The 22,475-nt window shown below is 72.1% G+C and carries 17 protein-coding genes and 1 pseudogene; 5 read left to right on the top strand and 13 right to left on the bottom strand.

Going from position 1 to position 22,475, the window contains the following annotated elements; all coding sequences use genetic code 11:
• Positions 1 to 121 precede the first annotated feature (121 nt).
• From ACFZAM_RS04230 to ACFZAM_RS04205, 6 genes are all read right to left on the bottom strand, one after another.
• On the bottom strand, positions 122 to 1,945 hold the full coding sequence (locus ACFZAM_RS04230) for an alkyl sulfatase dimerization domain-containing protein (RefSeq protein ID WP_391042547.1): 1,824 nt from the start codon (positions 1,943 to 1,945) through the stop codon (positions 122 to 124).
• A 98-nt stretch (positions 1,946 to 2,043) separates the two neighbouring features.
• Entirely contained in the window at positions 2,044 to 3,369 is a 1,326-nt protein-coding gene (locus ACFZAM_RS04225) for a SpoIIE family protein phosphatase (protein ID WP_391042544.1), read from the bottom strand.
• Between the two features lie 519 nt (positions 3,370 to 3,888).
• Positions 3,889 to 4,305, bottom strand: a complete 417-nt coding sequence (locus ACFZAM_RS04220; protein WP_391042542.1) for a ricin-type beta-trefoil lectin domain protein — start codon at positions 4,303 to 4,305, stop codon at positions 3,889 to 3,891.
• A 22-nt stretch (positions 4,306 to 4,327) separates the two neighbouring features.
• Positions 4,328 to 4,876, bottom strand: coding sequence for an EF-hand domain-containing protein (locus tag ACFZAM_RS04215; RefSeq protein WP_355335982.1), 549 nt, complete (start codon positions 4,874 to 4,876; stop codon positions 4,328 to 4,330).
• A 309-nt stretch (positions 4,877 to 5,185) separates the two neighbouring features.
• Entirely contained in the window at positions 5,186 to 5,803 is a 618-nt protein-coding gene (locus tag ACFZAM_RS04210) for a DUF6879 family protein (protein ID WP_391042538.1), read from the bottom strand.
• Positions 5,796 to 6,065 (bottom strand): hypothetical protein, encoded by a 270-nt coding sequence (locus tag ACFZAM_RS04205; RefSeq protein WP_355335978.1) that lies wholly within the window; start codon positions 6,063 to 6,065, stop codon positions 5,796 to 5,798. The genes ACFZAM_RS04210 and ACFZAM_RS04205 overlap by 8 nt, the downstream gene beginning before the upstream one ends.
• 508 nt (positions 6,066 to 6,573) lie before the next feature.
• Between ACFZAM_RS04205 and ACFZAM_RS04200 the strand changes: the two genes are divergently transcribed.
• The gene (locus ACFZAM_RS04200; RefSeq protein ID WP_355336426.1) at positions 6,574 to 8,706 is read left to right on the top strand and encodes a tetratricopeptide repeat protein; all 2,133 of its coding nucleotides are present in this window, start codon (positions 6,574 to 6,576) and stop codon (positions 8,704 to 8,706) included.
• Between the two features lie 5 nt (positions 8,707 to 8,711).
• Here the strand turns inward: ACFZAM_RS04200 and ACFZAM_RS04195 are convergent, their stop codons facing one another.
• Both ACFZAM_RS04195 and ACFZAM_RS04190 read right to left on the bottom strand, forming a co-directional pair.
• Complete coding sequence (locus ACFZAM_RS04195) at positions 8,712 to 10,586, bottom strand: UvrD-helicase domain-containing protein (RefSeq protein ID WP_391042535.1); 1,875 nt, start codon at positions 10,584 to 10,586, stop codon at positions 8,712 to 8,714.
• Between the two features lie 393 nt (positions 10,587 to 10,979).
• Entirely contained in the window at positions 10,980 to 12,983 is a 2,004-nt protein-coding gene (locus tag ACFZAM_RS04190; RefSeq protein ID WP_391042532.1) for an ATP-binding cassette domain-containing protein, read from the bottom strand.
• 318 nt (positions 12,984 to 13,301) lie between these two features.
• Between ACFZAM_RS04190 and ACFZAM_RS04185 the strand changes: the two genes are divergently transcribed.
• Entirely contained in the window at positions 13,302 to 14,228 is a 927-nt protein-coding gene (locus ACFZAM_RS04185; protein WP_391042530.1) for a patatin-like phospholipase family protein, read from the top strand.
• Positions 14,225 to 15,427, top strand: a complete 1,203-nt coding sequence (locus ACFZAM_RS04180) for a hypothetical protein (RefSeq protein WP_391042528.1) — start codon at positions 14,225 to 14,227, stop codon at positions 15,425 to 15,427. The genes ACFZAM_RS04185 and ACFZAM_RS04180 overlap by 4 nt, the downstream gene beginning before the upstream one ends.
• 150 nt (positions 15,428 to 15,577) lie before the next feature.
• Here ACFZAM_RS04180 and htpG read toward each other — a convergent pair whose 3' ends face one another.
• Positions 15,578 to 17,569, bottom strand: coding sequence for a molecular chaperone HtpG (htpG, locus tag ACFZAM_RS04175; RefSeq protein ID WP_391042526.1), 1,992 nt, complete (start codon positions 17,567 to 17,569; stop codon positions 15,578 to 15,580).
• A gap of 196 nt (positions 17,570 to 17,765) precedes the next feature.
• Here htpG and ACFZAM_RS04170 point away from each other — a divergent pair, with 196 nt between their 5' ends.
• Both ACFZAM_RS04170 and ACFZAM_RS04165 read left to right on the top strand, forming a co-directional pair.
• Entirely contained in the window at positions 17,766 to 18,035 is a 270-nt protein-coding gene (locus ACFZAM_RS04170) for a DUF1905 domain-containing protein (RefSeq protein WP_391042525.1), read from the top strand.
• A gap of 45 nt (positions 18,036 to 18,080) precedes the next feature.
• Positions 18,081 to 18,721, top strand: a pseudogene (locus ACFZAM_RS04165) (transposase).
• Positions 18,722 to 18,734: 13 nt separating this feature from the next.
• On the opposite strand, the gene ACFZAM_RS04160 reads toward ACFZAM_RS04165, so the two are convergent.
• The 4 genes from ACFZAM_RS04160 to ACFZAM_RS04145 all read right to left on the bottom strand — a co-directional run bounded on the left by ACFZAM_RS04160 (position 18,735) and on the right by ACFZAM_RS04145 (position 22,378).
• The gene (locus tag ACFZAM_RS04160) at positions 18,735 to 19,154 is read right to left on the bottom strand and encodes a hypothetical protein (protein ID WP_391042523.1); all 420 of its coding nucleotides are present in this window, start codon (positions 19,152 to 19,154) and stop codon (positions 18,735 to 18,737) included.
• Between the two features lie 317 nt (positions 19,155 to 19,471).
• Entirely contained in the window at positions 19,472 to 20,071 is a 600-nt protein-coding gene (locus ACFZAM_RS04155) for a hypothetical protein (protein ID WP_391042522.1), read from the bottom strand.
• Positions 20,072 to 20,199: 128 nt separating this feature from the next.
• On the bottom strand, positions 20,200 to 20,823 hold the full coding sequence (locus ACFZAM_RS04150; protein ID WP_355335962.1) for a GNAT family N-acetyltransferase: 624 nt from the start codon (positions 20,821 to 20,823) through the stop codon (positions 20,200 to 20,202).
• Between the two features lie 184 nt (positions 20,824 to 21,007).
• Positions 21,008 to 22,378, bottom strand: coding sequence for an ARMT1-like domain-containing protein (locus ACFZAM_RS04145; RefSeq protein WP_391042520.1), 1,371 nt, complete (start codon positions 22,376 to 22,378; stop codon positions 21,008 to 21,010).
• Positions 22,379 to 22,475: the final 97 nt, after the last annotated feature.

Genomic DNA, 22,475 nt, shown 5'->3' with positions numbered 1-22,475 from the left:
CCCGCACCTTCGACGTTACGAGGGCGGGCGGGGCGATCCCTGGAACCGTGGGAGACCCTTCGGCACGGCACTGGTACCGCGGTACCAGTGCGCTCTCATCACCCAGAACGACGGGCGCCACTCACGGCGTGACGAGGGGGAAGTCCGGGTCCGGGGTGGCGAGGAGGGAGAGGAGGCGGGAGAGGGTGTCGGGGGTGCCCTCGGTGGTGACGTTGTCGAGGTTCCGGGTGGCGAGGGCGGTGAGGAGCTGGGCTTGGGTGAGGGTCAGGGTGAGGTCCGCGGTGGTGGCGGTGGGGGCGCCGGGAGTGGACCGGTAGGTGAGGGCGCCGTTGGACAGGGTCAGGCGCCAGGTGCGGCGGTGGTCGGTGACGTGCCAGTCCATCGTCAGCCGGGTGTCCCAGGCGCGGGGGCCGTCGACGCGGACGGCGAGGGAGTCGATGAGCTGGTCGACGGTGAGGGCCATGGCCATCTCGGGGTTGGCGGTGTCGAGGCGGACCTTGGCGAGGCGGCCGCGCAGCTCCATGGCGCCGGTGAGGTAGAAGTTGCGCCAGGTGCCGTTCTCCGCGCCCTGGCCGAGGCGGTCGTAGACGGCGGCCAGCGCCTCGCGCGCGCCCTGGTGTCCGGGCTCGGCGAACACGGCGTGGTTGAGGAGCGTGGCGGCGAACCGCAGGTCGTCGGCGTCGGCGTACTCCCGGCCCTTGGCCACGAGGGCGTCGGTGCCGCCGTAGTCGGCGGCGAAGCGGCGGGCCTGCTCGACCGGCGGGTGCTCCCACAGGTGGGCCGGGTTGCCGTCGAACCAGCCCATGTAGCGCTGGTAGACCGCCTTGACGTTGTGCGAGACCGAGCCGTAGTAGCCGCGGGCCGCCCACGTACGTTCCAGAGCGGGCGGGAGGGTGAGCTCCTCGGCGATCTCCGGGCCGGTCAGGCCCTGGTTGATGAGCCGCAGGGTCTGGTCGTGGAGGTAGGAGTAGAGGTCGCGCTGCCCGGTGAGGAACGCGGTGATCTCCTCCTGGCCCCAGGTGGGCCAGTGGTGCGAGGCGAAGACGACGTCCGCCTTGCCCTCGAACATCGCCAGGGCCTCGGAGAGGTAGTGCGCCCAGATCCGGGGGTCGCGGACGACCGCGCCGCGCAGGGTCAGCACATTGTGCAGCGTGTGGGTGGCGTTCTCGGCCATGCACAGGGCCCGGTGGTCGGGGAAGAGGAAGTTCATCTCCGAGGGGGCCTCGGTGCCGGGGGTGAGCTGGAAGGCGATGCGTACGCCGTCGACCGTCTCCTCCTGCCCGGTGCTGGTGATGTGCACCGTCGGCGGCACCAGGCTGATCGTGCCGGTCGAGGTCGTCGCGCCGAGACCGGCGCCGATCTGGCCCGCCGGCCCCTTGGGCAGCTCCGCCCCGTACATGTAGACCGCGCGGCGGGTCATCGCGGTGCCCGCGTACACGTTCTCCGCGACCGCGTGCTCCAGGAATCCGGCCGGGGCCAGGACCGGGATGTCCTGCTCGGTGCCGTGCGGGACGATGGCGCGCGAGCCGCCGAAGTGGTCGCCGTGGGAGTGGGTGTAGACCAATCCGGTGACCGGGCGGTCGCCGCGGTGCTCGCGGTAGAGCGCCAGGGCCGCCGCCGCGGTCTCCGTCGAGATCAGCGGGTCGATGACGACGACGCCGCGCTCCCCCTCGACCAGGGTCATGTTCGACAGGTCGAACCCCCTGACCTGGTAGATCCCCCGCGTGACCTCGTACAGGCCGTACCGGGCGCAGAGCTGCCCCTGCCGCCACAGCGACGGATTCGCGGTCGGCGGGCACTGCGCCGCCGTCATGAACGCGTACGCCCCGCAGTCCCACACCACCGACCCGTCCTCGGCCGTCACCGCGGTGGACGCGGGCGCGGCGACGAAGCCGCGGTCGGCGTTCACGAAGTCCCGGACGTCGTCGAAAGGGAGGTCAGCCATGAGATGAGGCTAGGGCGCTATGCGGCTTTTGTCCTCGGGGCGCCGAAGTGAATCGCTGAGGTCAACAGGGGGCGGCGGCCCCGGGGGGCCGGGCGGGGTCAGAGACCGGCCGTGCGGGGCGGGACGCGGAGCGCCAGCAGGGCGGTGTCGTCGCTCGCCCACCCACCGCTGTGGTCGTCGAGGACGCGGCCGATCCGCTGGACGACGGAAGGGGCGTCCATGCCGTGGCAGGCGGCGAGGGCGGCGGCGAGATTCTCCTCGCCGAACAGCGGCCGCGGGGCTCCCGGGACGATGGGGCGGGGACGGGCCTCGGTGGCGCCGTCGGTGTAGAGCAGAAGCGTGTCGCCGGGCGCGAGCCGGAAGCGGACGTCGGTGAGATGCACGTCGGGCAGGACGCCCAGCAGGCTGCCGCGGCGGCCCGACTCCTGGACGCGGCCGTCGGCGCGCAGGATCAGGGCGGGCGGGTGCCCGGCGGTGCACAGGCGGCCGGACACGCCGGTGGCGGTGGTACGGAAGGTGGCGTGCACGGCGGTCAGGAACCGGCCGTCCGTGCGCTGGTCGAGCAGCGCGGAATTGAGGTGGTCGAGGACCACGGCGGGCGACAGGTGCTGCGTGGCCTGCGCGCGCAGGGTGTACCGGGCCAGCGCCGTGACCTTGGCGGCCTCCGGGCCCTTCCCGCACACGTCGCCCATCGTGGCGCACCACCAGGGGCCGCGGGCCTGGAAGAGGTCGTAGAAGTCGCCGACGACCATGCCGCCGTCCGCCGGGGTGTACGAGGCGGCGGCGTCCAGACCGGAGACCGTCGGCAGGACGGGCGGCAGGAAACTGTCCTGGAGGCTGCGTACGAGGTCGGTGGTCGCGGCCAGCGCGGTGCGCGCCGTCTCCAGCGAGGTCCGCAGATTGATCTCGTTGCCGACCGCCCGCGCGAGGGTGGCCAGCGTGGCCAGTTCCGTGGGGCGCCAGGCGTGCGGGCGGTCGTCGATCACGCACATGCTGCCCAGCACCTCACCGCCCGGTCCGAGGATCGGGTAACCCGCCCACGCGCCGATCTTCATCGGCTGTACGGAGGGGTGGTCGCGGGTGCGCGGGTCGGTGGCCGCGTCCTCGACGGCGAAGGGCTCGCCGTCCAGGCCGACCAGGAAGTAGCAGAAGCTCTCGCGCACCGGATTCTGCCGCCCCGCGATCTCCGTGATGTCGACCCCGACGCACGACTTCCAGAACGAGCGGCGCTCGTCGACCAGCGTGATGAACGCCCGGGAGCAGCCGGTCACCGCACCGGCCAGGGCCGCCAGGTCCTCGAACTCCGGCTCGGGACCGGTGTCCAGCAGGCCGGTCGCCGCCACCGCGGCCAGCCGCCGCGGATCGTCGAGCGCGGCGGGCAGCCCGTCCGCCCGCAGCCCGCCCCGGAAAGCCACACCCTGCATCGCAGCGCCCTCCCGGACGATCCCGGCCACCCGCGACCGGGGGCCAGAGAGGAGCCGCCGCGCACACCGACGGACGCCAAACATTTGACGTATGGCAACAATAACCACGGACGGGGGCGGGGAGCGGTCGGGCGGGCCACATTCTCCCGCCGCGGGAGGCCGGGCGGCGGCGGGGAGCCGGGCACGCCACGGCCACGGGCACCGCGACGCCGAGCGGTGTGATCGTGAGCACAGGGGCCGCGGGCGCGGCCGGTGCCTGGTCCGGGCCCGGCCGGGGCGCGGTCGGTGCCTGGTCGGGGCCTGATCCCGGAGCGGCCGGGGCGTGGCCGGTGCCTGAACCCGGAGCGGCCGGTGGCTGGTCCGGGCCCGGTCGGGGAGGCCGGGCGTCGGGGGCGGGCGTAGAGACGTACCGCGGGGGCGTACGTACGCGGGCACGTACGCCCCTCCCGCCGCGGCCGGGCCCCGCGTACCGGCGTCTCGATGCACCCGGCCGCCCACCCGCCCGAGGCCGGGCCGGGCTCAGCCCGGAAGCGTCCACGCCTGGTTCGCGCCCCCGTCGCAGTCCCAGATCTGCAACCGCGTCCAGTCGGCCGCCGAGAAGCCCGGATCGTCGAGGCAGCGGCCCGACCGCGGATTGAGCAGCGACCCGTCGGACTGTACGACCCAGCGCTGATTCGCGCCGCCGTTGCAGGACCAGAGTTCCACGAGGGCGCCGTTGGCGGTGGCGGCCCCGGCGATGTCGAGGCAGCCACCCAGCGCCCGGATCGCGCCGCCCGCGCCGAAAGTGACCGTCCACTTCTGCGCGGCCGTGCCGTTGCAGGTGTAGAGCTGGACGGCCGTGCCGTTCGCGGTGCCGCTGTTCGCGATGTCGACGCACTTGCCGGGGATGCCGGAGGTGATCGCGCCCGCCGTCGTGACGCGGGCCCGGCGCCTCACGCACGGGCCCGCGGCGGCGACCTCAGTGCCGCTGCGTCGGAAACCGTCCGCACAGCCAGTTGCCCGGCTCCGCCGGGTCGTCGCTGATCCAGAACTGGCGCCACAGCAGGGTGAATTCCTCACGGCTGAGGTGGCCGTCCCCGTTGAGGTCGAGGAGTTCGAAGACGCCGGTCATGTCGACGGGCCGGCCGTTCCAGGTCTCCACGAGCGTGCGGTGCTCCTCCGGGGAGATGACGCCGTCACCGTTGGCGTCCACGGCCTCGAACACGGTGTCGGCGGTGGCGACGACGTCCGCGATCATCGTGGGCAACCGGTCGACGAGCGCGAGCAGTTCACCCCAGTCGACCGCGCCGTCCCCGTTGGTGTCGCCGGTCTCCAGCAGCGCCGCCCACCAGCCCATCAGCAGCGTCTCGACGCGTGCGCGCAACTCCGTGCCCGGCGCCACCGCGGGCAGCCGGTTCCAGCGGGCGACGAGCGCCCTGAAGTCCTCCTCGCGCAGGTAGCCGTCACCGTCGGCGTCGAACGCGCCGAACATCCCCCTGAGCTTCTGCTCCTGAAACGCGCTGGCCATGAGCGGTCCCCCTCGACCTCGACCCGAACCACGAAGCACCCGTGCCCGCCGCCGCGCGGCGACAGCGGGCAACAATCAACGGTAGGCCGGGACGCGCTCGCGCCACCACAAGCACATATGTATGGACATTCACCCTTCGGGGCCAGCCGCGCCCCGGACCCCAACACCCGTCCGCCGCGCGGCAGTCGACCCCTGACGGATGCGCGGAGATGCCGGACGGACGCGTCCGCTCCGCGGCCCCCACCTGGCACCTCACCGCCTGCGGGGTCCTCGCGAACGCCTAGGGACCGCCCGGCGGCCGGCGGTCGGCTAGCCGACGCCGTCGATGACCGGCGGTGAGAGCGTGACAATCTCGCGGTCGAAGAAGTCGCCGAAGGGCTCGCCCCGCGCATAGAGCGACGCGAACCCCGCCCTGGTCTCGGCGATCAGGGCGGGTTCCGCGTACCTCCTGGCCCCGTCCGCGTTTCCCTCGTCGTCGTACTGCACCTCGTACATCACCACGTCACCGAGGATCACGACCTCCGGCACCGTGCGCTCGCGCTCGATGTCCGCGATCGTCCGCGCGTCCAGGACCCTGATCCGGTCGCCCACGGCCGCGCGCAGGCGCAGGACGTGCAATTCCCACTGCACGTACGGCGTCACGGGGAATTCGACGACTCGGAGCCGCCGCTGCGCGACGCCCAACTCCTCCGCCTCGGCGAATTGCCGGGCGTAGGCCGGACGCCTTTCCTCGATGAGCGCGAGTGCTTCTTCCCAGCGCCCGGCGGCGAATGCCTCCCAGCTCGCGAAACCGCGTTCCTGGAAATGCTGGCCGCGTTCCAGCTTGTCCTGGCTCCTGACGCCGCTTTTGAGGATCCGGAAGAATTCCTCGTGGTAGGCGGGCCGGGCGAGGCGTTCGAAGGTGCCGTTGGGAAAGGAGTCAAACACTGGGAATGTCCGGTTTCGCCGCGATCAGCATGTTTCTCGGGATGACGACGAGTCGCTCGTCGGAGCCGACCGAGACCCCGGCGGGCAGATTCCGCCCGAGGGAGGCCGTCAGATCCCGGCCGATGACGGCGATGTCGCCGTTCTCCAGCTCCCAGATGTCGGGGCAGTCGGGGGTGTCGGTCGTATTCCCCAGCTCCTGAGGTGATTTACCGAGGCGCTTTAAGAATGTGGTGTCGGGATTTGCTTCCCATGGTCTGGTCATGGTTGCCCCCAGGATCGGCTGCGTACTGTCGTACCGCGTGCGGATCGTACCCGCATCGGCGTCACTACAGCCGGAGCGTACCCGATAACCAGCCGTCTGGCATATGCCACGGCAACGGCGGCGACCGCCTGCGGATGCCTATCGCAATTCGACTCCCGGTGCAATAATGATCCACACCGGACGTTACCGGTCCTCATATTGGCTCAAAGCCAATATGATCAGATTATTGAATGGTAGGGGGAGCTGTGGATCCGGAACTCGCGGTGCTCACGCGGACCGCCGGAGCCCCCGTGGTCGCCCCGATGGCGACCGACGCCTGGCGGACCACGCGTCACCGCGTCCTGGCACAAGGGCGCCGCGCCCGGACCGGTCGCTTTCGGACCGGCCGCTTCCAGCCCGCTCGCTTCCAGCCCGGCCGCCTCCGGACCGGCCGCTTCCAGCCCGGCCGCGCCCAAACCCGCCACGACCAGCGCGTCACCGAGCGGTGAGCGGTACGACCGGCGGGTCCATGGACGGCCGCGCCCAGGACGACGGCCGGGTCTACCAGGCGTCGGGAGATCAGCACATCAGCGAGCACCACCACTACGACGGCGGCCCGCAGGCCCCGGCCGGTCCCGACTCGGTGCGCCGACCCGCCGTCGGCCGCCCGCCCCTGGTCCTGCGGGACCGCACCGAAGTCCTCGACCGGTTGAGGAGCGCCCTCACCGCGCAGAGCGGCGACGACATCTTCGTGCTGTACGGCATGGGTGGCTGCGGCAAGACGGCGGTCGCCCACGCCTTCTTCCAGACCGCCACCGCCGAGTACGGGCGGGTGGGGCTCTGGGTGAACGCCACGGACCGGGCGAGCCTGCGCTCCGGGATGCTCGCGGTCGCCGCGGACCGCGGCGCGGCCGACGGCGAACTGCTCGCCGCCCGCAACGGCTACCGGCCCGCGGCCGACCTCGTCTGGCGGTACCTCGCCGGCTCCCCCGATCCCTGGCTGCTGGTGCTCGACAACGCGGACGACCCCGCGATCCTCAGCGACGGCAGCTGGCTGCGCACCAGCCCGCGGGGCACGGTGCTGGTGACCACCCGCCGAGCCGCACCCCGCTGGTGGCCCGGCGCGGAACTCCAGCACATCGGCGTCCTGCCGCGCGAGGACGCGGCGCGCGTCCTGCGCGACCTCGCCCCGCACACCGGCACGCTCGCCCAGGCCGCCGAGATCGCCGACCGCCTGGGCCGCCTCCCGCTCGCGCTCACCCTCGCGGGCGGCTTCCTCTCCCACCAGGTCATAGAGCCCTGGACGATGGATGTGTACGGACGCCATCTGGAGGAAGAACTCCCAGTCCAGTTGCTCGACCGAGGGGCCGATGCCTTGAGTGATGCGGACCCCCGCCATCTGGTGGGACAGACCTGGCAGTTGACGCTCGACGCCTTCGCGGCGCGCGGACTGCCCGAAGCGGTCGACCTGTTGCGTCTGATCGCCCGGCTGGCCCCCGAGCCGCTGCCGCTGTCGGTCCTCAACGACGACGGCATCAGCGCCGTATTGCCCCGCGGTCGCGCCGAGTCGGCGCTGCGCGCCCTGCTCGACCACTCGCTCGTCGAACGGGTCGACGTCGGCGACAACGCGGGGCTGCGCTGCGTTCTCGGCCACGGCGTACTGCTCGACAGTGTCGTGGCCGCCACCCCGGCGGCGCAGGCCCCTGTGCTGGACGCGACGGCCGGCCGCCTGCTCGGCGCCGCGCTGCCGGAGGTGCCCGACGCGGGCCCGTACGATCCCCGGCTGCGGCTCCTGGCGCCCCACGTACGCGCACTGCTCCGGCGGACGGGCGAACCCGCCGCCGTCGCCGAGGTGTTGGAGGTGGCCACCCGGCTGGCCACCGCGATGCACCGCACCGGCGACTACCCGTCGGCGTGGGAGACCGTCGGCGCGGCGGCGGACATCGCGGCGCGGACGCTCGGCGACGGACACCGGGCCGTACTCGCGGCACGCTCACGCGCCGGACGGGTCCTGTTCCGGCTGGGCCGCTACACCGAGGCCGAGGAGTCGCTGCGGCGCACGCTCACCGCCCAGCGGCAGCGGTTCGGAGCCGACGACCCGGACAGCCTCGACAGCGCGCACGGGCTCCAACTCGTCCTGCGCAATCTCGGCCACGCCGAGGAGTCGCTGACGCTCCTGTACGCCACGGCCGCGGGCCGCCAGGCCGCGCTGGGGCCGTGGCATCCGCTGACGCTGCGCTCCCGGTCCAGCATCCTGGCCGCGCTCGGCGCCGCGGAACTGACCGCGGAGGACGGACGCACGGGCCTGCTGTCGCTGCCGGGGCAGTGCGCGGAACACCTCGGCGTCGACCACACCGTCTCCGTGGGGGCCCGCCACAACCACGCCTGGGCGCTCTTCCAGTTGGGCCGCCTCGAGGAAGCCGACAGCGAGATCGGCGAGGTGACCGAGACCTATCTGCACCGCTTCGGCCCCGACTACCCCATCGCCCTCGCCGCCCGCCAGCTCCAGGCCCGCACCCGCACCGCGCTCGGTCACACCGGCGAAGGCATCGCGCTCATGGACGACGTCGTCGCGCGCCGCGCCCAGAGCCTCGGCCAGGACCACCCCTTCACCGTCGCGAGCCGTGACCTCCTGCGGAGGCTGCGCGCCGAGCGTCCGTAGACGCGTCACGCCTGGGCGGCGGGAGTGACGCTGCCCAGCCAGAGGGTGTCGCGGGCGCGGGTCATGGCGACGAAGAGCTGGCTGCGGCCGAGTTCGCGGCGCTCGCGCTCGGTCTCGGAGAGCCCTTCGGCGCCGGTCAGCAGGGAGGTGTCGTACCGCGGAAGGTAGACGCGTTTGAACTCAAGTCCCTTGGCACGCCGGTAGCTTCCGAGCTTGACGCCCTCGACGGCGTGACCGGCGTAGCGCTCCAGCGGGCAGACCGGGAGGCCGGAAGCCGTGAGGAGGTCCCGGTAGCGGCCGATGGCCCGCACGGAGGGGCAGAGCACGGCGGAGTCGGCCCGCTCGGCGGGGGTCAGGGCCAACAGCGCTTCCAGAAGGGCCCGGTCGTGGTCCTCGACGGTCGGCCGGTCCACGCGCCGCACCTGGCCGTCGTGGTAGGTCAGGTCGACTTCCCTGGCGCCGGAGCTGCGTACGCCGTCGATGTCCTCGAAGGCGTCGTCGGCGACCACCGCGAGGGCCGCGTCGAGGATGTTCTTGCTGTTGCGGTAGTTGGTGCTGAGCACCTGCCCGCGCTCGCCGCGGATGTCGATGCCCGCGTCGGAGAGCCGGAATCCGCCGGGGTAGACGGCCTGCTGCCCGTCCCCGACGAGCAGCAGGCCGTTGGGAGCGTCGCCGATCAGGGCGTGCAGCAGCTTGACCCCGACGAGGGTCAGGTCCTGGACCTCGTCGACGATGACGGCCGCGTACGGCGCGGCCTCGGTGGAACTGCTCGCCTCGGCGAGCGCGAGGGTCAGCACGTCGTTGAAGTCGTGCACACCGCGTTGGACGCGCAGCGACTCGTACGCCTCGTAGAGTCCCCAGACCGCCTGCCGGTGGGGCCTTCGCAGGCCCACCCGACGGCGGCGGCGCGGCAGGACGGCGTATTCCTCGAAGGAGGTGATCCCGCGGCCCTTGATGACGTAGTCGATCTCGTCCTTCCAGTAGCGCGGCAACGGGTCGAGTTCGGTCAGCGGGCTGTCGCGTCCCGCGTGCGTCCAGGCGAGGCTGAAGGCCGTCTCGGCCTTGTCCCCGTTCAGATTCACCGGCACACCGCGGTCCTGCGTGTACTGCTGCGCCCACGAGTGCAGGCTGCGGAACTCCACCCGGTCGGCGACCGCGGGGGACATCGCGTGCAGGAACGTCTCCTGCACGCGCGGGAGGTTGCTGGCGAAGGTCACGTACAGGACGCGTCCCGTGGTGCGTTGGGCGAGGTAGGACGCGCGGTGCAGACCGACGACGGTCTTGCCCGTACCGGCGGGTCCGCTGATACGGGCGGGGCCGGACCAGTTGCGGCGGACGAGGGCCACCTGGTCCTGGGCGAGGAAGGTCATCCACTGCTCGATCGGTGCCCGCATGGCGGCGTCAAGTGCGGCCTCGCGCATGCCGTCGAGGTCGAACAGCCCTGCGGCGGGCTGTTCTTGGCGTCCGGAGCGCGGCACGGTGGACGGCGCCATGGTCGACGCTGTGGCGGGCTCGGTGACGGGCTCTGTAACCGGCTCGGTGACGGACGATCCCTCGTACTCGGGGAACACCCGCCCCAGGTGGTCGGCTATGACGCGCACCGAGGCGGCGTTGAGCCGGTGACGCTCCGCCAGCAGATACGGACCGACCTCCCGCTCCCCCAGGAGCCGGATTCTCCCCAGCGCGGTGTCCACGCGCTTGTCGGCGAAGACCATCAGCGGCCGGACCGCGACCGGGGACATCCCCAACGAGGCGACCGCCGTCTCGGCGGCCTTGGTCACCGCCGAGAGCTTGCGCGCGTGCTCGTCCCTCACCTCACCGCCCGCGAGGAGCCGGCCGTCCTCGACCTCCGGGTCGGCGCGCCAGTTCTTGACGTCCACGACGAAGACACCGGCCGGGCCCGACCAGCAGCATGTCCACGTTCGCGGACCGCGTACCCGGCCACCGCCGGTCCACCAGAAGCCGCCAGCCGCGCTCGGTCAGCACCAACAACTGTGCGCTGACGCGCTGTTCGCCCTCGCTCGCGCTCTCCCACTGCCGCGCCTGGCGCCGCGCCGCCTGCCACTGCTCCCGCAGCAACCGCTCCTGCCGACGCGCCTCTTGAGCCCGCCGCGAAGCCGATCCCCCCGCCGCCATGACCCACCCCCTCCCACGTAGCGCGACGATCATAGGACGCTCCGCTACGAAGCGGCAGGGGGCGTCGGCCGGGGCGAAGTGCGGCCGGACCGGCGGCGCGTCGGAGATTCCGGCGCCTCCGTAGTCGTCTCTCGGCCTCAGAGGTCGGCCGTCTGCTGCTGCTCCACGGGGCCGGAGGGCTGGGCGGGGATACCGGGCGCGCGGTCGTTCTGGAGGAGCCACAGGTCGTGGAAGAGGCCGGGTGTGTCGCGGAGTTGGGCGAAGGTGCCGTACTGGACGAGGCGGCCCTGGTCGAGGACGGCGATCTTGTCGGCGACGGTGACATTGGTGAGGCGGTGGGTGACCAGGACGACCGCGCGGTCGGCGGCGAGGGTGCGCAGGCCGGTGAAGATGCGGTGTTCGGCGCGGGGGTCGAGGGCGGCGGTGGGTTCGTCGAGGACGAGGAGACCGGCGTCGCGGTGGAAGGCGCGGGCGAGGGCGACGCGTTGCCACTGGCCGCCGGAGAGTTCCTGGCCGCCCCACCACTCGCGGGCCAGGAGGGTGTCCAGGCCCGAGCGCAGGGACGTGACGACCTCGTCGGCGCCGGAGGCGTGGGCGGCCGTATCAACCGCCCTGTGCGGGTGGTCGGTTCGGGGCTGGCCCAGGGTGATGTTGTCGCGGGCGGTCAGCGGCCACTTCGCGTACTCCTGGGGTACGACGGCGACGCGTGACCAGGCGGCGTGCGCGTCCAGGGTGCGGGTGTCGGCGCCGTCCCAGACGACGGCGCCGCGGTCGGGGAGGTAGAGGGCGGACAGGAGTTTGCTGAGGGTGGTCTTGCCCGAGCCGTTCTCGCCGACCAGGGCGAGGACTTCGCCGCGCCGCACGTTGAGGCTGACATCGAGCAGGGCGGGCCGGTCGGCGTGCGGGTAGGTGTACGTGAGGCGGTCGGCGCGTACGACGGCCGGGCCGATCGGTACGGTCTCGCCGCGGGCAATCCGGTGGCCACCGGCCTCGTCCAGGAAATCTGACCAGTCGTCAAGGTACATCCCCGTACGGAAGATGATGGCGCCGTAGCCGATGATGCCGCGCAGTCCTGAAGCGACCGTGCGCAGTGCGAACGTCGCCGTGCCCGCGGACGCGACGGACACGCGGCCGGTGCTGATCAGGAAGAGCAGCGCCGCCCAGACCGCTCCGGCCGCGACTCCCCCGGCCAGGCTCCCGACGAGCGACATCTTCGCCGCGCGCCAGGCGGCCCGGTCGGTCGCGGCGTCCACCCGCGCCCCGGCCGCCCGGTACTTGCCGAGCAGGAAGTCGGCCATCGTGCCGGAACGGATCTGGTCGGCGTGCTGCTTGTCGACCAGATTCCACCGCAGGACGCCCAGCAGGCGGCGGTCCTTCATCGTCTCCAGCGACGCGAGGTAGTTCAGCCGGGCCCCCCGTACGCCCGCGATGGCCTGCGGCAGCGCGGCCAGGACGAGCAGCGGCAGCAACACCGGGTGGACGCTGGTCAGTACGGCCGCGGCGGCGATCAACGATGCGGCGGCGGCGAGGATGTTCTGGGACTGGTTGAGCATGTCCTGCGAGACCTCGACGCCCCGGTCGGCCGCGTCCCAGCGGTCGTTGTAGCCGGGGTGGTCGTACGCGGTCAGCTCCGCGTGGGTCGCCGCGTCCAGCAGCCGCAGCTCCGCCTCCCGCGAGATCCGCGGGGCCAGGCGCGTGGACAGACCGGTGATCGCGATGCCGAGTACCGCCCGTACGCCCGCCGCCGAGGCCAACAGGGCCAGGGAGGGCGCGGCTTGGCGGAGCCGTTCGTCGATGTGGCCCGACGCGATGACGGCCGTGATCGTGCCGGTCACCGCCAGCAGGCCGAGCGCTTCCAGCACGCCGGACAGGACCTGGCAGGCGAGCAGCGCGGTGACCGCCTTGCGGTCCACGTGCCAGGCCATGCCGAGCGCCCGGCGCACCAGTTGGGGCAGTCGGCGGGCCATGGCGCGCAGCGTGATCGCGTAACCGGCCTCCTCGCTGCGGTCGCCAGGAAACGTCAGGCGCAGCTCCTCGTCGGGTACGGCCTTTTCGTCGTCGCTGGCAGCAGCGGTGCGCGCCGTGGCCGTGGGGGGCTGGCCGGTCGTCGGAGGCTCTTCGGTCGTCGGGGGTTCGGTCATCGGTGTACGCCCTTCGCCGTGACGTGGCGGTCGGCACCGGACCGGCTCGGCGGAAGGAGGACGAAGGCACCGGCTCGGCCCGCCCGGCTCGCGCCGACGCGACGCGGCCCACCAGTCTGCTCCAACCGCCCCGCCGCCACCCCCCGCTCGCGAAGCCCCGGTCGGCGCAAGGACGCAGCCGCCGCCTCGACGGCGTACGCCGGTCCGCTACGGCCCGCGCCGTCCGCCGCGAAAGCGCCCGGCCGCCGAGGCGGCACCGCGCCTGTGGCGAGTTCGGGCGGCTGATTGGGGGGAAGGAGCGGGGGCACGCGTTCTGGCATGGACCACAGTGCGGGTGAATCGGGGGGACCGGCGTTCGTGCTGGGGGGCGGCGGGGCCCTCGGGGCGTACGAAGTGGGCATGCTCAAGGCCCTGTTCGCGCAGGGGGTGAAGCCGGGGATGGTGCTCGGGACCTCCGTCGGAGCGATCAACGGGGCCGCCGTGGCCGCCGAGCCGTCGCAGACCGCCGTCGGCCGGCTGATCGAGCTGTGGACGGGGCTGGGCAAGGCCGGGGTGTTCGCCGGTTCGCTGATGGGCCGCGTGAGCACCGCCGTGCGGAGCCGTACGCACCTCTACACCCCGGCGCCGCTGGTCGACCTCCTGCGTGAGCACGTACAGGTCGCGCTCATCGAGGAGTTGGAGGTGCCCTTCCAGTGCGTGGCGGCGAGCATCGAGAACGCCGCCGAGCACTGGTTCGACCGCGGTCCGCTGATCGAGGCGGTGCTCGCCTCGTCGGCCGTGCCCGGACTGCTGCCGCCGGTCGACGTCGACGGCGAGCACTTCGTGGACGGCGGCCTCGTCAACAGCATCCCGGTGGGCAGGGCCGTCGCCCTGGGCGCGCGCGAGATCTACGTCCTCCAGGTCGGCCGCATCGAACGGCCGCTGACGCCACCGAAGTTGCCGTGGGACGTCGCCATGGTCGCCTTCGAGATCGCCCGCAGGCACCGGTTCGCCCGCGACATGGCCGACCTGCCGTCGGACGTGACTGTGCACGTACTGCCCAGCGGGGCGGCGTCCGGTGAAGCAGCCGGGGCGCTGGGCCAGTTGCGGCACCGGGCCTTCGGGCAGACGGCGGACCGTATCGAGCGGGCCTACGCCGCGTCGTCGCGGTATCTGGAGAGCGCGCTCGACGGGGCCTCCCCCAAGTCCCTTGTTCCGGAGGGCTCCGGCGCCGAGGACCCGCACTCCGCCGAGGGTCCGGCGTGACGGGCCTCGACTCGGGCCTGAACGCGGGGCCGGGTCCGGCGGGTTCAGGCACGGGTCCAGCTACGGGTCCAGCGAGTACGGGCCCGGCGGGTGCAGGTACGGACGCGCTCGCGAGCGCCGACCCGGCCGCGCGGGTCCGGCCGTCGACCCGTACCCGTACCCGTACCGGCACCGCCGCCGCTGCCGCGGGCGCCGCGCTGGTCACGGCCGCCCGGCGTACGGTCACCACCGCGCTCGTGGTCGCGCTGATACCGGTGGCCGCGGCGCTCCTCATCACCGTGACCGTGCTCAGCGCGCCCGTGTCGATCCCGTCGCGCGGCGCGTGGCGGCCGACGCGTATGGCCGGATTCCTGCTCGTCTACCTCGTCGTGGACCTCACGGGAGTGCTGGCGGCCTCCGCGCTCTTCCTGCACCACCCCCGGGCGGACCGGGACCGGCGGGCGGCCGAGGCGTTCGCGCTCCTCGCGCGGCTGCTGGCCGTACTGCGCAAGGTGGCGGACCGGCTGTTCCGGCTGGAGGTGGAGATGACGCCCGCGCTGCCCGTGGGCGAGCGGCCGCCGGACGTACCGCTCGTGGTGTTAGTCCGGCACGCGGGTGTCGGCGATTCGTTCCTGCTCCTCCAGACGCTGCTCACCGACGTACGCCTGCTGCCGCACACCGTGCTGAAGGGCGTCCTGCGCGCCGATCCGTGCCTCGACGTCCTGCTCGGCCGGGTCCCGCACTGCTTCCTGCCCCCCGCGCACGGCACCGCCGAGGACGCGATCACCGAACTGGCGGCGGGGCTGCGGTCGCGCGACGCGCTCGTGATCTTCCCCGAGGGGGGCAACTTCACCCCGCGCCGCCACCGCCGCGCCATCGCCAGCCTGCGCCGCCTCGGCCAGTACCGGCGCGCGGCCCGCGCGGCCCGGCTGCGGTACGTGCTGCCGCCGCGGGACGCCGGAAGCCTCGCCGTACTGGCCGCCGCGCCCACCGCCGAGGTGGTCTTCGTCGTCCACTCCGGCCTCGACGTCATCGCGTCCGCGCGCGCCGCCTGGGACTTCCTGCCGTTCCGCCGCCCGGTGCGGGTCCACTGGTGGCGGATACCGGCGGCCGAGGTCCCGGTCGGGGACGCGGCGCGCAGCGAGTGGCTGCTCGGGCAGTGGGAGCGGATGGACCGGTGGACGGCGGAGCAGGCGGTCGCGGCGACGCCGCACGTATAGAGGGCGCGCGTACGGGGGTTCGTGTGCGGGGGGGCGCGCGTGCGGCGGCTCATGTACAGGGGTCCACGCGTACCGGGGCTCACGCGGAGAGCCGGGGGCCGTACGGCGATCCGTACGGCCCCCGGCCCCAGCGCCCTCAAGAACCCCGTCTCACAAGGTGCGTTCGAGGCGGTCCGCGACCAGCTTCACGAAGCGGGAGGGGTCTGGGAGTTCGGCGCCCTCGGCCAACAGGGCGAGCTGGTGGACGAGTTCGGTGGTCTCTTCGAGGGCCGGGTCGTCGGGACGCTCGGCGTGGGTGCGGTTGAGGCCGACGACCAGCGGGTGCTTGGGGTTGAGTTCGAGAATCCGCTTGGCGTGCGGGATCTCCTGGCCCATGGCGCGGTAGATGTTCTCCAGCGCCGGTGACACGTCGTTGGTGTCCGAGACGACGCAGGCAGGCGAGACGGTGAGCCGCGAGGAGAGGCGTACGTCCTTGACCTGCTCGCTCAGCAGTTGCGTCATACGGGCGAGCAGGCCCGCGAACTCCTCCTGCTGCTTCTCCCGTTCGGTCCCCGCCTCCTGCTTCTCCTCCTCCGTGCCGAGGTCGACCTCGCCCTTGGCGACGGAGCGGAACTGCTTGCCGCCGAACTCCGGTGCCGTGTCGACCCAGACCTCGTCCACGGGATCGGTCAGCAGCAGCACCTCGATGCCGCGGGCCTGGAACGCCTCCATGTGCGGGGAGTTCTCGACGGCCTGCCGCGATTCGCCGGTGACGTAGAAGATGTGCTCCTGGCCGTCCTTCATCCGCTCGACGTACTGCGCGAGCGTCGTCGGCGCGTCCTTGTCGTGCGTGCTGGCGAAGGAGCTGACGCCGAGGATCGCGTCACGGTTCTCGAAGTCGCCGAGCAGCCCCTCCTTCAGGACGCGGCCGAACTCCCGCCAGAATGTGGCGTATTGCTCGGGCCGCGCGGCCATCATGTCCTTGACCGTCGACAGCACCTTCTTCGCCAGTCGCCGGTGCATCAGCTCGATCTGGCGGTCCTGCTGGAGGATCTCGCGCGACACGTTCAGCGAGAGGTCCTGCGCGTCGACGACTCCCTTGACGAAGCGGAGGTACGGCGGCATCAGCGCTTCGCAGTCGTCCATGATGAAGACGCGCTTCACGTAGAGCTGGACGCCGCGCTTGTAGTCGCGCATGAACAGGTCCTGCGGCGCGTGCGCCGGGATGAACAGCAGCGCCTGGTACTCGAAGGTGCCTTCCGCGTGGAGGCGGATGATCTCGAGCGGGTCGTTCCAGTCGTGGCTGATGTGCTTGTACAGCTCGTGGTAGTCGGCGTCGCTGACCTCGTCGCGGGAGCGGGCCCACAGGGCCTTCATGGAGTTCAGCGTTTCGAGCCGGGGCTCGGGCTTGGGAGCCGCCGCGTCAGTACCGTCCTCGGCGTCGCCTTCGGTGTCGGTGTCGGTGTCGGCGCCGGCGCCGGTGTCGGCGTCGGTGTCGCCTCCGGGCGCGGGCTCCGCGGCCATCCTGATCGGCCAGGTGATGAAGTCCGAGTACCGCTTGACGATTTCCTTGATCTTCCACGGCGAGGTGTAGTCGTACAGCCGGTCCTCGGCATCCTCCGGCTTCAGCCGCAGCACGATCGCCGTCCCCTGCGGGGCGTCCTCGACGGTCTCCACGGTGTACGTCCCCTCACCGCTGGACGTCCACCGCGTGCCCTCGGTCTCCCCCGCGCGCCGCGTCAGCAGCGTGACCTCGTCCGCCACCATGAAGCTCGCGTAGAACCCGACCCCGAACTGCCCGATCAGGCCCTCTGCGGCGCCCGCGCCCTCGGCCTCCTTCAGCTCCCGCAGGAACTTCGCCGTCCCCGAGTTGGCGATCGTCCCGATGAGCTGGACCACTTCCTCCCGGGACATCCCGATCCCGTTGTCCCGCACGGTGAGCGTGCGGGCCTCCCGGTCCACCTCCAGCCCGATGTGCAGGTCCGACACGTCCACGTCCAACTCGCTGTCCCGCAGCGCTTCGAGCCGCAGCTTGTCCAACGCGTCCGAGGCGTTGGACACCAACTCGCGCAGGAACACGTCCTTGTTGGAGTAGATCGAGTGGATCATCATCTGCAGAAGCTGACGCGCTTCCACCTGGAACTCGAACGTCTCGGTCGGCATGGTCCGCTGTTCCTTCTCACATCACCGGCTGACAGGCACTGACCGCAGCACTGTAGATGAGCCCCCGCCGCCCGCACGTCAGCCTTCGCGGCCCGCGATGAGTTTCCGCCTCGCCGCCGGTCCTACCTGGTGAACGCCCGCGGACGTCCCCGGCCGGGGCGCGCCACCGAAAGCTGCTGAACAGGCGGTATCCACGATGGACAAGCGATTCACCGCGACCCTGCTGAAAAGCCCGAACAAGGGCGGCTGGACCTACGTCGTCTGGCCCGAGTCCGCCGCCTTCTTCGGCACCCGCGGCCTCGTCAAGGTCCGCGGCACGATCGACGGCCACCCCTTCCAGAGCTCCTTCATGGCCCTCGGCGACGGCACCCACAAACTCCCCGTCACGGCCGAGCTGCGCAAAGCCATCAGCAAACAAGAGGGCGACACCGTCACGGTCCACCTCCAAGAGCGCCTCCCCTCCTAGGCCGTGTGTCGAAAGTGGATCTTGAGTGGTGAATGATCACGGTTTATGGGGCGGGGAGATCTCACAGACGAGCAGTGGGCAGTGCTAGAGCCGTTGTTGCCGAGGGGGACGAAGGCAGGTCGGCCGCCCGTCTGGCCTCGCCGGCAGCTGATCGACGGCATACGGTTCCGGGTCCGAACCGGTGTGCCGTGGCGGGACATGCCCGTCGAGTACGGGCCGTGGGGCCGGGCCTACGACCTGTTCCACCGATGGCAGCGGAACGGCACCTGGCACCGGATCGTCACCCGGCTCCCGTCCCTGGCCGACGCGAAGGGGGCGATCACATGGGACCTGAATGTCGACTCCACGGTGTGCCCCGCATCGGACCGGGCCGGCCACGCGTCCGCCCCGATCGCGTGCGGGCCGATAATGCCTACGCCTCCCGCAAGAACCGCGCCTACCTACGCCGCCGTGGAATCCTCTGCACCATCCCCGACAAGGCCGACCAGGCCCTCAACCGCCGAAAGCCCGGCTCCCGCGGCGGGCGGCCGCCGCATTTCGACCCGGTCGACTACCGCGAGCGTCACGCCCTCGAGTGTGGAATCAACCGCCTCAAGCGCCACCGGGCGGTGGCCACCCGCTACGACAAGCTCGCGGTCCGCTCCGAGGCCACAGTCCCCGTCGCGGCCATCAACGAGTGGCTGTGATCAGCGCACGTTGCTACAGCTCGTAGTCCTGGGCCAGTTCCTCCCAGCGAATGCTGCGAAGCGCAAGGTCAGCATCCTCACCCGCCGGTACCGCCGGTGCTGGCTGAAACCAGGCGATGATGAGGGTGGAGCCGTCCATTGCCGGGTCGAGCGCCGTGGAGTTGAAGACGCCGACGCAGGCCACAGAAGGCAGCACTTCAACGGGACCGAAGGCGCCGCCGGTCTCGTCCGGGTACTCGCGCGAGGGCGGAACGAGATAGACCGGCATGGAGGGAAACGCAAGCTCGGCCTGCCGCTGGACCCAGCTGACCTTCCGGTCGTTGATGCGCTTGCACGGGTAGCCCTCCAGCATCCCCCCGTAGGTCGAAGACATCCGTAGCTCGGTAAGCCGGATCGATCGACCGGACAACAGGACTATGCGACCCAGTGACATGCCGACACCCTATGCGCACGATCCACTTCCGATACACGGCCTAGCCCCACCCCCGCCCTCAAAAAACCACAAGCCCGCCACCCCGCCCATCCGCCACGATGCCCCCCATGCCCCACACCCCTGCCCCGCCCTGCCCTGCCCTGCCCGACGGCGGGATCACGTGTGCCGCTGCGAACTTCCGCAGCTGGTAGCTGGAGTGGCTGAGCGACCGTGAGGCCGCCGTCGGGGGCCGGGCTTCGTGACGGCGGGCGCGGGTGTGCGAACGGTGCTAGAGGGGTGCCGAGTTGACGGCCCTGCGCGCTCTCGGTCGCGCGCCGTTATGACGTATGCGCGCCGCCCGCGATCGCGGCTCTGACGACGGTGACGGTGTCGAAGGCGTCGCCCAGGGAGCACAGCACGTCGCCGTCTATCGCGTGCAGTTCGAGGCGGTGGACCTGACGCGTCGTGCCGCCCTGGCCGATGGCGACGGAGTCCTCGCGCTCGACGACGCGGATGTCCGGCCAGGGGTGGACGTCGATCCGGGCCGGGCGGGTGATGACGATGCCGCCGTCGAAGACGTGCAGCCGCGGGATGCGGTTGTCGCGGCGCTTCTCGTAACGGAACGCGGTGATCGGCAGCGCGAGGGCGAGGACGAGGAAGGTGACGCCGATCGAGGTGACCACCGGGTTGTTCGGGTGGAGGACCAGGCCGATGCCGGGCGCGAGCAGGACGACCGCGAGGCCGAAGGCGACGCAGCCGACGTCACCGCCGCCGAGCGCGTGGACGGCGCGGGACTCGCCGAAGCCGTGCCGTTGGGCGAGTCGGGCGACTTCGCGCAGGGTGGCCGGGCCGTTCGTCCCCGCCGCGTCCCGCGAACCGCCGCCCGTATCCGTACCCGTACCCGTATTCGTACCGGCTGCCGCTCCCGTGTCCGTCATCGCCCCGCCGCCTCTCCCCCGCGCGCGGCCGCGTACCAACGGCCGTGCCTCTCCTGCTCCTTACCCGCGGGCGGGGGTGCCGTACCTCCACCTAGGAGGTACGGCTGCCTGTACGGCTACGCGTACGCCTATACGGCCGCGGCGCGCGGCTCGCGCCACATCGGCCACATGTGAGGCCCGTCCGGGAGGTCGATCGTGCGGCCGGTGAAGACGAAGCCGAGCCGCTCGTACAGGCCGCGGCTGCGCTCGCTGCTGGCCTCCAGATACGCGGACAGGCCGTCGCGGTCGCAGCGTTCGAGGACGGCGGAGATCAGTTCGGTGCCGCGGCTCTGGCCCTGCAACTCCGCGTCCACGGCGATGAGCAGCAGGTATTCGTGGGCGGGGCCCGTGGGGTGGCCCTCGCCGAGGATGCGGGCGATCTGCTCGACGCGCTCGTTGTCCGGGTCGACCGCCTCGCGGAAGGCGGCGGGGTCGTCGTCGTCCGCGTGCGCCTGGGCGTCCTCGGGAGCGTCGGTGGTCGCGGGTATCGACATCCACAGGGCGACCGCCTTGCCGTCCTCCGTCATGTCGACGTAGCCGTCGGCGAGTACCTGGTCGGCGAAGGCGCCCATCAACGACGCGTGCTTGCGCAGCCGGTGCTCAGGGTCGGGGAAGACCCAGCTACTCACGGGGTCGTTCCTGAACACCTTGTCCAGCACCCCGACCACGACCTCCCGGTCGTCCGCCCCGGCCCTCCGGATCGCCACACCCATCGCCCTGTCCGCCCTTCACGTCGTCGTCCTGTGTCGTCTCACGTTGTCGGTGCGCGCTGCACCGCACGCGTCTGATCAACTGATCATGCGCGTACGGCGGTTGCAGCCTAGAGGGTGCGGCCCGGTGTGTCCGGGCGTGCCGGGGAAGAGGGCGGAGACGGTCCTTCCCCGCGGGGCCGGAGGTTCAGACCGTACGCACCTGGACGACGGCGTACGTCCCGCTCGTACGCCAAGCCCCGCCGTTCGCCGCGCTGTTGGCGTCGAGCGCGGTGACCGTACCGGCGTCGAGGCCGACGATGACATCGGACTTGAGGGTGCGCAGGGCGGCCAGCGGACTCGGGAAGTAGCCGGTGGGCAGGGAGAACTCGGTCGTCGGGGACCACAGGCGGTCGCCCACCAGGCGGCGGTAGTTGAGGTCGCCCTTGAGCACCGTCAGTGTGGCGCGGCCCAGTTCCGCCCGCAGATCGGCGGGCATGTCGGCGTACGGCAGCGGCGCGCAGGCGAACGGGTGCGCGCGGACGACGAGTCGGCCGGTGCCCAGCGCCGACCACAGCCGCGCGCCCGTCTCCCGCGCTCTGCGGCCCGGCGCCTGCCCGATCCGGCGCAGGCAGTCGACGACGTCCGAGGTCGTCGCGTCCGAGACGAAGTACGGGTACGGCTTCACGTGCAGGACCGCGGTGGCGGCGCGGCCGGTGTGCAGGAGATGGTCGATCAGGATCAGGTCGGGGATCAGCTCGCGGCCCGCGTTGTCGGCGATCACGGTCACCGCCGCGGTGCCGGGCGGGGCGGCGGCGAGGTGCCGCCAGAGGGCCGCGCTGTCGTCGGCGAGGAGGTCGTCGGAGGGGGTGCTTGTGGGGGCGGGGGTGGGGGACGCGTGCGCGGAGGACGTGTTCGTGGAGGACGCGTTCGCGGAGGACGCGTTCGTAGAGGACGCTTCCGCCGTAGGAGCTTCTGCCGAGGGCGCTTTCGTGGAGGACGCTTCCGCCGTAGACCCGTGCGCCGTAGGCCCGTTCGCGGAGATGCGGAAGCCGAGGTCCGCGCGGTTGCCCCACAGGGCGCCTTGGAGGACGGCGCGGTCCCGGTCGTCGGGGGCGAGGTCGTCGAGCGCGTCGAGGGCGGCCAGTTCGTCGGCGACCTCGGGCCCGGTCAACTCGGCCCGCTTGAACGGCGCGAAGGGGTCGACGCCCTGCCACGGCCCCGGCCCGAAGTAGCCGACCGCGTCCAGCAGCCTGCGGTAGAAGTAGCTCTCGGCCCACAGGAAGGGCACCTCGTACCACGACGCACGACCGACGTACGCCTCCGCGCCCCATTCGGCCCACCGTCGGACGTCGTCGGTGCGGGTGTCGGTGCCGGTGCGGGTGCGGGTCGACAGCGGGCCGATCGGCGGGCCCGAGGTCGCGTCGGCCGAGGCGGGCGCGGCCGTCTCCTCCGCGAGCGCGTCGAGTGCGCGGCGCTGCTCGGGCGGGTACGGGAAGGCGTCCGCGACCTGCCTGATCAACGCCGGGTGGCGGTCGGCCAGCACGCTCCTGGCGAAGGAGCCGGGCGTACCGCTCATGACGACGGGGGCGGCGGGGGCCGCGGGGTCTGACAGGCCGGATGGGCCGGATTCGGGCGGGACGTCTCCTGTTTCGCGCACCGTTCAAGAATGGCAG

The sequence above is a fragment of the Streptomyces sp. NPDC008079 genome, assembly GCF_042957385.1.
Lineage (GTDB): Bacteria > Actinomycetota > Actinomycetes > Streptomycetales > Streptomycetaceae > Actinacidiphila.
Note: the sequence above shows the minus strand (reverse complement) of the source record. Positions and strands in the feature narration are given on the sequence as shown.

Excerpts from the sequence above, each read along its gene's own strand:
- ACFZAM_RS04225 (WP_391042544.1), bottom strand. The coding sequence starts at position 3,369 with ATGCAGGGTGTGGCTTTCCGGGGCGGGCTGCGGGCGGACGGGCTGCCC.
- ACFZAM_RS04155 (WP_391042522.1), bottom strand. The coding sequence starts at position 20,071 with ATGACGGACACGGGAGCGGCAGCCGGTACGAATACGGGTACGGGTACG.
- ACFZAM_RS04160 (WP_391042523.1), bottom strand. The coding sequence starts at position 19,154 with ATGTCACTGGGTCGCATAGTCCTGTTGTCCGGTCGATCGATCCGGCTT.
- ACFZAM_RS04200 (WP_355336426.1), top strand. The coding sequence starts at position 6,574 with ATGGACGGCCGCGCCCAGGACGACGGCCGGGTCTACCAGGCGTCGGGA.
- ACFZAM_RS04170 (WP_391042525.1), top strand. The coding sequence starts at position 17,766 with ATGGACAAGCGATTCACCGCGACCCTGCTGAAAAGCCCGAACAAGGGC.
- ACFZAM_RS04150 (WP_355335962.1), bottom strand. The coding sequence starts at position 20,823 with ATGGGTGTGGCGATCCGGAGGGCCGGGGCGGACGACCGGGAGGTCGTG.
- ACFZAM_RS04185 (WP_391042530.1), top strand. The coding sequence starts at position 13,302 with ATGGACCACAGTGCGGGTGAATCGGGGGGACCGGCGTTCGTGCTGGGG.
- htpG (WP_391042526.1), bottom strand. The coding sequence starts at position 17,569 with ATGCCGACCGAGACGTTCGAGTTCCAGGTGGAAGCGCGTCAGCTTCTG.
- ACFZAM_RS04190 (WP_391042532.1), bottom strand. The coding sequence starts at position 12,983 with ATGACCGAACCCCCGACGACCGAAGAGCCTCCGACGACCGGCCAGCCC.
- ACFZAM_RS04145 (WP_391042520.1), bottom strand. The coding sequence starts at position 22,378 with ATGAGCGGTACGCCCGGCTCCTTCGCCAGGAGCGTGCTGGCCGACCGC.
- ACFZAM_RS04205 (WP_355335978.1), bottom strand. The coding sequence starts at position 6,065 with ATGACCAGACCATGGGAAGCAAATCCCGACACCACATTCTTAAAGCGC.
- ACFZAM_RS04230 (WP_391042547.1), bottom strand. The coding sequence starts at position 1,945 with ATGGCTGACCTCCCTTTCGACGACGTCCGGGACTTCGTGAACGCCGAC.
- ACFZAM_RS04215 (WP_355335982.1), bottom strand. The coding sequence starts at position 4,876 with ATGGCCAGCGCGTTTCAGGAGCAGAAGCTCAGGGGGATGTTCGGCGCG.